Annotated in this window: 13 protein-coding genes and 1 other annotated feature; of the genes, 10 read left to right on the top strand and 3 right to left on the bottom strand. The window is 43.2% G+C overall.

What is annotated here, in order from left to right; all coding sequences use genetic code 11:
* From VN447_RS04085 to VN447_RS04060, 6 genes are all read left to right on the top strand, one after another.
* On the top strand, positions 1-239 hold a 239-nt coding region (locus VN447_RS04085), incomplete at its 5' end, for a DUF1657 domain-containing protein (RefSeq protein WP_325523096.1).
* A gap of 22 nt (positions 240-261) precedes the next feature.
* Positions 262-1,122 (top strand): DUF421 domain-containing protein, encoded by an 861-nt coding sequence (locus VN447_RS04080; protein ID WP_325523094.1) that lies wholly within the window; start codon positions 262-264, stop codon positions 1,120-1,122.
* 13 nt (positions 1,123-1,135) lie between these two features.
* The gene (gene spoVAC / locus VN447_RS04075; protein WP_325523092.1) at positions 1,136-1,615 is read left to right on the top strand and encodes a stage V sporulation protein AC; all 480 of its coding nucleotides are present in this window, start codon (positions 1,136-1,138) and stop codon (positions 1,613-1,615) included.
* On the top strand, positions 1,616-2,617 hold the full coding sequence (spoVAD, locus tag VN447_RS04070) for a stage V sporulation protein AD (RefSeq protein WP_325523090.1): 1,002 nt from the start codon (positions 1,616-1,618) through the stop codon (positions 2,615-2,617). It begins immediately after the preceding gene.
* Between the two features lie 15 nt (positions 2,618-2,632).
* Complete coding sequence (spoVAE, locus tag VN447_RS04065) at positions 2,633-2,986, top strand: stage V sporulation protein AE (RefSeq protein WP_325523088.1); 354 nt, start codon at positions 2,633-2,635, stop codon at positions 2,984-2,986.
* 27 nt (positions 2,987-3,013) lie between these two features.
* Positions 3,014-3,217 carry a DUF1657 domain-containing protein gene (locus tag VN447_RS04060; RefSeq protein WP_325523086.1) on the top strand — a complete coding sequence of 68 codons (204 nt, stop codon included), beginning with the start codon at positions 3,014-3,016 and terminating at the stop codon, positions 3,215-3,217.
* Between the two features lie 79 nt (positions 3,218-3,296).
* Here VN447_RS04060 and VN447_RS04055 read toward each other — a convergent pair whose 3' ends face one another.
* The 3 genes from VN447_RS04055 to VN447_RS04045 form a co-directional block, all read right to left on the bottom strand.
* Complete coding sequence (locus VN447_RS04055) at positions 3,297-3,503, bottom strand: DUF1657 domain-containing protein (RefSeq protein ID WP_325523083.1); 207 nt, start codon at positions 3,501-3,503, stop codon at positions 3,297-3,299.
* 197 nt (positions 3,504-3,700) lie between these two features.
* Complete coding sequence (locus VN447_RS04050) at positions 3,701-5,617, bottom strand: sigma 54-interacting transcriptional regulator (RefSeq protein WP_325523081.1); 1,917 nt, start codon at positions 5,615-5,617, stop codon at positions 3,701-3,703.
* Between the two features lie 188 nt (positions 5,618-5,805).
* Positions 5,806-6,759, bottom strand: a complete 954-nt coding sequence (locus VN447_RS04045; protein ID WP_325523079.1) for an NAD(P)-dependent oxidoreductase — start codon at positions 6,757-6,759, stop codon at positions 5,806-5,808.
* Between the two features lie 175 nt (positions 6,760-6,934).
* Between VN447_RS04045 and VN447_RS04040 the strand changes: the two genes are divergently transcribed.
* The 4 genes from VN447_RS04040 to bfr all read left to right on the top strand — a co-directional run bounded on the left by VN447_RS04040 (position 6,935) and on the right by bfr (position 10,197).
* Complete coding sequence (locus VN447_RS04040; RefSeq protein ID WP_325523077.1) at positions 6,935-7,405, top strand: DoxX family protein; 471 nt, start codon at positions 6,935-6,937, stop codon at positions 7,403-7,405.
* A 138-nt stretch (positions 7,406-7,543) separates the two neighbouring features.
* Positions 7,544-7,837, top strand: a binding site (T-box leader).
* Positions 7,838-7,881: 44 nt separating this feature from the next.
* Positions 7,882-8,091: a symporter small accessory protein gene (locus tag VN447_RS04035; protein ID WP_325523075.1), complete on the top strand. Its 210-nt coding sequence runs from the start codon at positions 7,882-7,884 to the stop codon at positions 8,089-8,091.
* A 28-nt stretch (positions 8,092-8,119) separates the two neighbouring features.
* Positions 8,120-9,424 (top strand): phenylacetate--CoA ligase, encoded by a 1,305-nt coding sequence (locus VN447_RS04030; RefSeq protein ID WP_325523073.1) that lies wholly within the window; start codon positions 8,120-8,122, stop codon positions 9,422-9,424.
* Between the two features lie 299 nt (positions 9,425-9,723).
* Positions 9,724-10,197 (top strand): bacterioferritin, encoded by a 474-nt coding sequence (gene bfr / locus VN447_RS04025; RefSeq protein ID WP_325523071.1) that lies wholly within the window; start codon positions 9,724-9,726, stop codon positions 10,195-10,197.
* Positions 10,198-10,585: the final 388 nt, after the last annotated feature.

The following is a 10,585-nucleotide window of genomic DNA, read 5'->3' as shown; positions in this document are numbered from 1 at the left end:
GTAATAATACATTGGTAAATGGAGGTAATGCCATGACAGTTGCTTCTCAGGTCAAACAAACATTAGCTAGTTTAAAAGGTAGTCAGGGTACATTAAGGTTATATGCACTCCAGGCAAGTGATGAAGAAACGATGTTTATTTATCATGAAGCGGTGGACGCTATAGGAATAATTATCAATGATCTTGAGAAAAGAATTCAGGCCTTAGAATATCAGGAGCCACAATATAAAGGGAATTAGTACTAGTCAGGAGATAGCAAACATGCAGGCATGGCTACAGGTTCTATTTAGCTCAATTTCAGTATTCTTTCTGTTACTGCTCTTAACCAGAATCATGGGCAAACGGAATATCGTCCGTATGACACCTTTTAGGTTTGTAAGCTATATCGTAATTGCAGTAATTGCCGCATTAATATCTTTAAACTTAATTCAAAACCTTGCCTTTGGCTTTATTTCGCTCGGTGTTTGGGTACTCTTTCCTATCGCCTTGGAGTATTTGTCTTTAAAAAGCAAGTGGCTTCATGATCTTATCAATGGGAAGGAGACCGTGTTAATTAAACACGGAAAAATATTGGAAGATAATCTGCTGCAGACCAGGTTAACCGGAGAACAGTTGCTGCGGGAGCTCCGTTCTAAAAATGCATTTAATCTGGCAGATGTAGAATTTGCGGTGATGGAAGATACCGGTGATATCAATGTATTTATGAAATCGAATAAAAAGCCTGTATCGGCAACTGATTTAGGGATAAAAGTGGCCCCATTGGCTGAACCGCAGACAGTTGTCCTTGATGGTACCATTTTAAATGAACCCCTATTTTCTTTAGGATTTAACACAGAGTGGCTTGGTATCCAATTGGAGACACGGGGAGTATCACTAGACAATGTGTTTATCGGACAGGTTGACTCCTCCGGCGACTTATACCTGGATCTGTTTGACGATTCTGTCCAACTCCCCCAGCCTAAGGTCAAGGAAATGCTGTATGCAAATTTCGAAAAAATTCAGGCTGACCTCACGACCTTCGCGTTGGAAACACAAAATAAAGCAGCTAAGAAAATGTATTCAAAGCATGCCGGCAAGCTAGAACAACTTATGGAAAAATTGAAGCCCTATTTATTGCGTTAGAAGGTGGATTATATTGTCAAGTAGTAAAAGAAAGAATCTAACCCCTATACAGCAGCAATATCAGGACTTTGCCCGGGCCAGGGAACCGCAGCGTCCCATACTGGCAAACTGCCTCCGGGCATTTGTCGCAGGCGGCATTATCTGTACGATCGGTCAGGGAATACAGTGGTTCTTTATAACCTATTTTAACTTTGATGAAAAGACAGCCGGTGACCCAACGGTTGCAGTTCTGATTTTGATTTCTGTAATACTTACAAGTCTTGGCTTCTATGATCACATTGCTCAATGGGCAGGTGCCGGCAGTGCCGTTCCGGTTACCGGCTTTGCCAATACGATCGCGTCTGCGGCCCTTGACCACAAAAGCGAGGGGCTAGTATTAGGTGTCGGCGGCAATATGTTTAAAATCGCCGGACCGGTTATTGTTTTTGGCGTCTTTTCCGCTTTCATTGTCGCAATTATCAAGGTACTCATCACTTCGTTAGGTGGAATGTGAATGCTGCAAGGTCATCAAACATGGGTTTTTAACACTAAACCGGTAATCATTGGCTCAGCCGCTATCGGCGGGCCTTTTGAAGCCCAGGGTAATTTAGCGGACGATTTCGACCTGCTGCACGGTGATATCTGGCTTGGACAGGACAGTTATGAGCAAGCAGAAAAAAAATTTTTGGAACAAGCTTGTGAGACTGCGATTAAAAAAGCCGGTCTCAAAAAAGAGGATATCCAGTTTTTCCTCAGCGGTGATCTGATTAACCAGATTATGCCCAGCAGCTTTACTGCCCGTACCCTTGCCGTTCCCTACCTTGGTATCTATGGGGCCTGCTCCAGTTCAATGGAAGGTCTTTCTTTAGCCGCTCTTATGATCGATAGTGGTTTTGCACAAAACGCACTTATTGGCACGTCCAGTCATAACGCAGCCTGTGAAAAACAGTATCGATACCCTACTGAATATGGTGCCCAGAAACCTCCCACTGCCCAGTGGACTGTTACAGGCGCAGGCGCTGCAGTTGTTGCCAGGCAGGGTAAAGGCCCGCGTGTTGCAGCTGCTACGATTGGACGTGTCATTGATATGGGGCTATCCGACCCATTTAACATGGGGGCCGCCATGGCTCCGGCTGCAGTGGATACAATCGAGGCTCATTTTCGGGATATGAACATAACCCCGGCACACTATGACCTCATTGCAACTGGAGACTTGGGCAGGGTAGGTCACCGAATTGCCGGTGATTTGCTGACAAAACATGGCCTTGCCATCCCGGTTGAAAAATTAACTGACTGCGGGATTTTAATGTATAAAGAAGACCAGCCGGTTCTCGCCGGCGGCAGTGGTTGTGCCTGTGCTGCAACAACAACCTTCGGCCATCTTTTAAACAGGATGCGCCGCGGCGAACTGAACCGGATTCTAGTGATAGCTACCGGTGCTTTACTCTCACCGATGTCTTACCAGCAAAAGGAAAGCATACCCTGCATTGCCTATGCAGTGTCAATAGAAATGTAACATAGGAGGCTTACGTTGGAGAAGTTTATTCTGGCATTTATTGTTGGCGGAGCTATCTGTGTGCTTGGCCAGCTCCTGATGGACGGGCTGAAGTTAACGCCTGCTCATACTATGGTCACACTGGTAGTAACCGGCGCTGTTTTAGGCGGCTTTGGCCTATATGATGACTTAGTTAAATTTGCCGGAGCCGGAGCTTCTGTTCCAATCAGCAGCTTTGGCAATCAATTAGTAAAGGGAGCCCTTCAGGAGGCAGAAAAAAGCGGCCTTGTCGGAGTATTGACAGGTATTTTTAAAATTACCAGCGCCGGTATTTCTGCGGCGATCATTTTCGGTTTTTTATCAGCTTTATTATGCAAACCGAAAGGATAGCAAGAATCCTTTAAAGGAGGTGAAGTAATGACAGTAGGTACACAAATGACTCAGGCCATTGCAACCGTACAAAGCGCAGCAGCCTCAATGAAGACATTCTCATTGGAGACTCAGGACCAACAAGCAAAACAAACATTTGAACAGTTAGCAACAACCCTGGATAATGCGGTTGAAACATTAAAGAGCAGACAGAAGTACGTTGAAAATCAGGAACCTCAATACAAACAATAATAAACATTAGCAAAACAAATAGAAACATGACACTTCCTATCGATAGGAAGTGATCATGTTTCTATTTGCTATACCCGTTCTACTGCTCTTGCTGATTTAATGTGTTTTGGGCTGCAACCCCCAGACGGCTGTTCAGCTGGCTGATATGCCGGTCCATGTCTGAAGACATTTGTTCAAACATCTGCTTGGCAGTATTGTCATCAGTAGCCTGAGCAAAGGTAGCATAAGAGCCTTTGGCAGACTCAGCAGCAGCAAGGGCTTTTTTTAAGTCGCTTTGTACTGTCATCGTATCGCCTCCTGTTAGTTTGTTTTAAACAATATCATTATCCGATAACTAACCTACTCTAGACTCCCGCTTCCTGTTCCCTTTCGGGCATATAAGTGGGAGTTAATAGTGGGTAAGTCCCTGGATAAGGGAGACTTAATCTTAGTTGGGTTAAAACCGCACCTGAAGCTAAGTCTACTTTATTGTGGCTGCTATTATCAATTAGATATATTATATTGGCGCATTTTCCGATACATAGTGCTCCGGGCAATCCCCATCTGCTTAGCAGCATAGCTTATATTGCCGCTTGCCTTGAGCAAAAAATCCAGTATCTGCTGACGCTCCCTTTCATTCAAATTTTGCTTAATCATTTCTCTTGCACATATCGTTTCGTTTGCCAAAGAAGTAAGATAAGAAATAGGTAATTCTTTATGATGTACAATATGTTCAGGTAAATGTTCGGGCTTAATTGTATCCTCATCTGCGATACTAATAACCCTTTCCACAACATTTTGTAATTCGCGGACATTTCCGGGCCAACGATATTGTTGCAGCAAAGTAATTACTTCGGGGTCAACTTTCTTAATGGTTCTTCCCCATTCGCGTCCCATCGTATTTAGCATATATCTGAATATTAATGGGATATCTTCCTGACGCTCGCGTAACGGCGGAATTTTTAGGGAGATTACGTTTAAACGGTAATATAAGTCTTGGCGAAAATTACCCTTCTCGACTTCTTGTGCCAGATTCTTGTTTGTGGCGCAGATAATTCTTAAATCGACAGGAATAACTTTATTGTCCCCCATACGTGTTATCTTTCGTTCCTGTATTACCCTAAGTAAGGCCACTTGCAGTTCGAGCGGTGTATCTCCAATCTCATCAAGAAAAATCGTCCCGCCGGAAGCAAACTCAAATTTCCCGGGTCTTCCCCCTCGCCGGGCCCCGGTGAAGGCTCCTTCCGTATAGCCAAACAATTCACTTATCATCAGCTCTCTGGGGATTGCTCCACAGTTGACTGCTACAAAGGGTCCTTTGCGTCTTGAACTCTGATTGTGGATTGCTTGCGCAAAAACCTCTTTCCCAGTACCGCTTTCCCCCTCGATGAGCACGTTGGATATTCCTGCTGCGGCTTGAGAGGCCAGTTGAACCGTTTTGAGTATCGCAGGACACTGACCGATAATATTACCAAACTGGAAGGTAGCTTGGGCGCCACTAAGACGGTTAACTAGATTATGCACTATTTTCATGGGGCGAAGGATGATGATACCACCCGATATCATGCCCTCATCATCGAAGATAGGTCTTCCAGAGGATAGACAGTGGAGGCGACCTAAGCTGGCGTCAATAAAAATTTCAAAATCATTGTAAGCAGTTTGTTGTTTATAAATATTCTCAATAAAGGGAGCTTCGCTTCCCATAAGTTCTTTCACAGACTTATTTAGAAGATCACAACCGGGTCTATCGAAGATCTCTTCAGCGATGACATTAACTTGTTTGACGATGCCATTATCATCAATGATTAAGACGCCATCTGACATAGTGTTGAATATATTCTCGAGACGGTTATAGGACAATACTATTTCGCGGTTATTTTCTTTCAGCTTCAATGTTTGATAGGCGTTCTTAGACAAAGTGTTAGCGACCGAGAAAAGGACCTTTGCAGCGGCCTGGACTTTTTCTTTGGCGACTACTGGAATTTCTTTTATGGCAGCTATATATTTGTCAGCATCGACACCTAGTTCCCGAGCCATTCTGCGGCAACGATCTTCTGTTGGTGCTTCAGTTAAAACCTGACCGCCAAATATTGTTCCAAGTACTTTGCCGTTAAGTATAATGGGGGCAGCAAAATCGATTAAGCCTGTGTGACATTCGTATACCGCCGGCTTGGCAGTTCGTAGTGCTTCTGCTGCTCCACGCATGTCGGCATCCAGGCAGCGTTTTAGCCCAACAGTGCTAGTCCGGATAATTTCCTTACAAAACGTGGAGAAACAGCTAGGACAGGTTAGTGCTTGTCCTTGATTATCCTCTATCAAACTAGCCACACCTACACTTAAGGCGAAGTTATCCTGAAATTCCTGTAAAAAAGACGAATCAATGAGGTCTTGTAATTTCACGGTACTTATCTTCGTCATCATTGGCCTCCCTAAAAATTCAAAGTAATGACCAAAGTTGGGGTAGATGTGGTAATGATTTCCTTCAAATATATTGTATCGCAGAATTGTATTTTTGTCTGCGAAAGCGGTATAAAAAGTATTATAAGATCATTTGGAAATTGCAATTGGGGCCGGCCTAAATTACCTTAGACCGGCCCCGGTACACTCTGCTAACTTACAACATTAATTGGTTTTCCCTGAATAAAGGCTTCGATATTGCCAGCCATCATATTGATAAGCCGCTGTCTAGCCTCTAGCGGTTTCCAACCAATATGCGGGGTGAGGATTACGTTATCCATCGCAAATAAGGGGTTATCCAGTTCAGGAGGCTCAGGGTCTTGAACGTCCAGGGCGGCGCCAGCAATGTTTCCCGCCTGTAAAGCTGCGATCAAATCTGTTTCTTTGATAAGGGCCCCTCTTGAGGTATTTATAATGAACGCCGATGGTTTCATCATGTTTAAGTTATCCTTGTTTATAATATGCTTTGTATCAGTGGTAAGGGGGCAGTGAAGGGATATAAAATCACTCTGGGTAAATAATTCTTTGAGAGAAACAGATTGTATGTTTGGATCATTCCATGATTTTGTCGTTCTGTTGTATACGAGGATATTCATCCCCAGCGCCAGGGCAATTTTTATTACCTGCTGCCCGATGCTGCCTGAACCAATAATGCCAAGTGTTTTATTCTGGATCTCGGCATGGGATACCATAAGGTGTTTGGTAAAGTTGTCGTGATTTTTTTGCTTGAGCATAATCTGCTGCCGTGTTAATGAAGCACTGAGGCTCAATATAAAAGTAATTGCTAGCTGAGCAACCGCCTCAGTACTATAGCCGGGAACATTACAAACAGTAATGTTCTTTTCTTTGGCAGCGGCGATATCGATGTTGTTGTAGCCGGTACCGGCCTCACAAATGAGTTTAACAGAAGGCGGGAAGTGCGCAATCAAATCTTTGCCTACAGGTAACTCCTTGGTAATGACAATGTTTTGATCTTTAACCCTGTCTAGAATTTCTTTGTCGCTGCTGGCATCGTATTTTGTGACAGTTGTGAGTTTTGTTAATTGAGAAAAATTTAGTTTGTTGTCAAAGTCCAGTTTAGCTGCGTTAAGAAATACTGTTTTCATAGCTACCCCCTATTGTTAGAACATTTACAAATTTAAGTATATTCCCGTCTCAGAAGCCTGTCAACTTATTGGTAGCTTTAGGGAATATGTTCATGTTAATATATTTTATGTACGAACGAGGTAAACTTTATATTAGGGTTGGTTTGTGTTAGAAACTTAAAGAGGACGTGATTTAATGAAACAATTTTTGTGGTCATTTGCACAGGCACTTTCCAGGTATCGAGATTTGGCTCTCCTTTTCTTTCGTTTGGGGTTAGGTGGTATGTTTATGTGGCATGGCTGGCCCAAGATTATCGGCGGGCCTGAAAAATGGTCTGGGCTTGGTAAGACTATGGGCACCTTCGGTATTGAGTCTGCTCCAGGTTTCTGGGGATTCATGGCCAGTTTTGCCGAGTTTGGCGGCGGTCTGTTGTTTGCAATTGGCCTATTCTACCGTCCAGCCTGTTTCCTGCTATTTAGCAATATGTTAGTTGCTTTTACAAGTCAAATGATGGATGGTAAGGGTTTACAGAAAGCCTCGCAATCCGTGGAAGATGGTTTAAGCTTTTTTGGAGCCGCCTTCATTGGGCCTGGTAAATATAGTTTAGATTACTTTCTGGGTATTGAAGAATCTGCAGAGAAATCAGCCAGAATGAACAGAAGATAGCAGGGGGTTGGCAATGGGATTTTGAGGAAATTAAGCTTGACAAAAAACATGTGTACTGTTATATTAAACTAAAAGTAACAATAATGTTTTAAAAGTACAAAAGACATAATGAAGGATTACAATTGATATATAGCTATCCTAAAGACTGTGAAGAGGAGAAGTAGCATTCAATTGCAGCGCAGAGAGCCGGCGGCAGGTGCGAGCCCGGCCTGGGGTTGAATCGTGAAGTACACCTCGGAGTCGCTAGCTGAAGAGTTCAGTTAACTAAGTTTCTGAATTTGGTAGGTGTGGTCGGAACTTCCACCGTTATCAGGAAGGGGGTATCGGTAAAACATTGTTTTACCCGTACTCTGCAGAGGAGGAGTCGGTTAGCGATTAGCTTAACGACTCTACAAGGGTGGTATCGCGGGAAGTAGAACTCCCGTCCCTTATTATTAAGGGACGGGAGTTTATTTTTTTATAGGAGGTGACTACGCATGTTTGGACTTACTGATCCATGGATTGCTCTAGCCTATATATCTTGCCTTGGTTCTACTGCTCTGTGCATGGGGGTAAATACACTGGCTACTGCTCCCTGGACGTATATCGATCCGCTTGTTATCACATTGCCAATCAGTGCTTTAGTGCTTGTCGCAGCAAGTTTATTGACCCAGCCTGTACCGCAGACTGTGACTGAAGGCAGATAATAATATATTGAGAGAAGGGTTAGAGGTTATGATATGGGACAATGAAGCTGAGTGCCTGGAACGAAGCAAGATGGAAGAACTGCAGCTAACCAGGCTACGCCACGTAGTACAGCGAGTTTACGAAAATGTTCCTTTTTACCGCCAAGCGGTAGATAATGCACGAGTAGGACTAAACCATATTCGTTCTTTAAAAGATGTTAGTTTGCTCCCGTTTACCACTAAAGACGACATTCGAAACAATTATCCGTATGGCTTATTTAGCTCACCCCTGAAAAAAATTGTGCGCTTACATGCCTCCTCCGGGACTACCGGAAAACCTACTGTGGTTGGTTATACCAAACAGGATATAGAATTATGGGCCGACATGGTGACCCGTCTGGCTGTTGCCGCCGGCGCGAGGGAAGATGATGTAGCGCAGGTGGCTTTTGGGTATGGACTCTTTACCGGAGCCTTCGGCCTGCATTATGGACTGGAACGGCTTGGAGCTACTATCGTACCTGCATCCACCGGGAATACCGAAAGGCAGATTATGATGATGCAGGATTTCGGCACAACGATTTTGGTAAGTACGCCGTCGTATTCCCTCTATCTTGCGGAAACTGCCCATAGTATGGGTATAGATGCAAGATCCCTTAATGTTCGTTTAGGTTTGTTCGGGGCCGAAGGCTGTTCCGAAGAGATGCGTCAAGTGATAGAACGTATCTGGGGCATCAGCGCTGTCGAAAACTACGGTATGAGCGAATTGATCGGTCCTGGCGTATCTGGAGAATGTGATTGCAAGGAAGGTTTGCATATTAATGAAGACCACTTTTATCCGGAAATTATTGATCCGGTGACCGACACGCCCCTACCTTACGGTGAATTGGGGGAATTGGTCATCACCACCATGACTAAGGAAGGATTTCCGTTGCTGCGGTATCGTACCCGTGATATCACCAGTCTTAATCCTGAACCCTGTAAATGTGGCAGAACGCTGGTACGTATGACCAAAGTGCAAGGGCGCACTGATGATATGCTTAAAATCCGCGGGGTAAACGTTTTTCCTTCACAGATTGAGAGTGTATTAGTAGGTATCCGGGAAATTGGGCCCCACTACAACATCATTGTTCGCAAAAAAGGCTATCTTGATGATATGGAAGTTATGGTTGAGCTGGCAGATGATACTTTATTAGAAGACTTTCGTAAATTAGAAGGTCTGCAGGATACGATTCGCCATAAGCTGCGGGTAATATTATCAATTGATGCCACTGTAAAATTAGTACAGCCGAGAACTATCGCCCGGTCAGAAGGTAAAGCTAAGCGAATTATCGACTTAAGAGACAAAAAAGAATAAATTGTCATATATTTGTCATAAGTACATGATATATTTTAATCTGTAAAGTTAACTAGATAACGTACCGGTTTAGATAAAGCTCTAATATTTTAGTAATGGCATACCAATAATCCGGTGCGTTGTCTATTTAAATAACTTTTTATTCCTTGCCGCTGCCGATTGGTAGTGGTATTTTATTTTGTTTGATTTGGTTGTTAGTAGAAAGGTTGCAGAATTTTCTATTGCATTAATAGGATAAAAATGGTATTTTAGACATAGGGTTGAGCTTAAAATACGTAACAGGAAGGAGTTTTAATCAAATGAAAGGAAATCCCCAATTAATTGAGACTTTAAATTCACTTCTTGCTGATGAACTCAGCGCTATTAACCAGTACATTGTTCATTCAGAAATGTGCGCCAACTGGGGCTATGAAAAATTACACAACCAATTTGAACATCGGGCTATTTCTGAAATGAAGCATGCCGAAAAATTAATTGCGCGAATCTTGTTCCTTGAGGGCACACCCATCGTTTCTAAGTTAAATGACATACATATTGGCAGTGACATTCCTAAACAGCTTGAGTACGACCATGCCGCAGAGCAGGGTGCCATTGAAGCCTATAATGCAGCTATAAAACTGGCAGGGGAAGTCAATGATTTCGCTACACGTGAGATACTTGAGGAAATCCTCACCGATGAAGACCGCCATATTGACAGTATTGAAGAACTACAAGATCAGATTTCACATATGACACTTCCTATATTCCTGACCACACAAGTAAGGCCAAGCTAAAGTCGGCCTGTTGCGGCGCTCTTCCAAAAGGAAGGGCGCCGTTTTTTATCTGGTTAAAAAAATACGTTTGACATAATGACAGGTTCATGATAACCTATAAAAGTCGCTATGAGCGGCGGTAATAAATGGCAAGAATAATAGTGTTGACATAAATAAATGAAAATGCTATTATAATGTTCTGCCGGTTAACAAAACCGCAACAAAACAACGTTCCCTGAAAACTGAACAATGTAAAGTAATGCATCATAAATGCCAGATGTGCGTTGTGCTACTTGTAGCACAAACAAAAACAATTTTTGATTTACAACGAGCCGATAAAACGGCTTCAATAAAAGTTTTTATTGGAGAGTTTGATCCTGGCTCAGGACGAACGCTGGCGGCGTGCCTA

Origin of the sequence: Sporomusa sp., from assembly GCF_035561155.1 — a bacterium.
Lineage (GTDB): Bacteria > Bacillota > Negativicutes > Sporomusales > Sporomusaceae > Sporomusa.
The sequence above is the reverse complement of the archived record's forward strand: the minus strand, read 5'-3'. Positions and strand labels throughout refer to the sequence as shown.

Excerpts from the sequence above, each read along its gene's own strand:
- spoVAD (WP_325523090.1), top strand. The coding sequence starts at position 1,616 with ATGCTGCAAGGTCATCAAACATGGGTTTTTAACACTAAACCGGTAATC.
- VN447_RS04045 (WP_325523079.1), bottom strand. The coding sequence starts at position 6,759 with ATGAAAACAGTATTTCTTAACGCAGCTAAACTGGACTTTGACAACAAA.
- VN447_RS04035 (WP_325523075.1), top strand. The coding sequence starts at position 7,882 with ATGTTTGGACTTACTGATCCATGGATTGCTCTAGCCTATATATCTTGC.
- VN447_RS04050 (WP_325523081.1), bottom strand. The coding sequence starts at position 5,617 with ATGATGACGAAGATAAGTACCGTGAAATTACAAGACCTCATTGATTCG.
- VN447_RS04080 (WP_325523094.1), top strand. The coding sequence starts at position 262 with ATGCAGGCATGGCTACAGGTTCTATTTAGCTCAATTTCAGTATTCTTT.
- VN447_RS04030 (WP_325523073.1), top strand. The coding sequence starts at position 8,120 with ATGATATGGGACAATGAAGCTGAGTGCCTGGAACGAAGCAAGATGGAA.
- bfr (WP_325523071.1), top strand. The coding sequence starts at position 9,724 with ATGAAAGGAAATCCCCAATTAATTGAGACTTTAAATTCACTTCTTGCT.
- VN447_RS04060 (WP_325523086.1), top strand. The coding sequence starts at position 3,014 with ATGACAGTAGGTACACAAATGACTCAGGCCATTGCAACCGTACAAAGC.
- VN447_RS04040 (WP_325523077.1), top strand. The coding sequence starts at position 6,935 with ATGAAACAATTTTTGTGGTCATTTGCACAGGCACTTTCCAGGTATCGA.
- VN447_RS04055 (WP_325523083.1), bottom strand. The coding sequence starts at position 3,503 with ATGACAGTACAAAGCGACTTAAAAAAAGCCCTTGCTGCTGCTGAGTCT.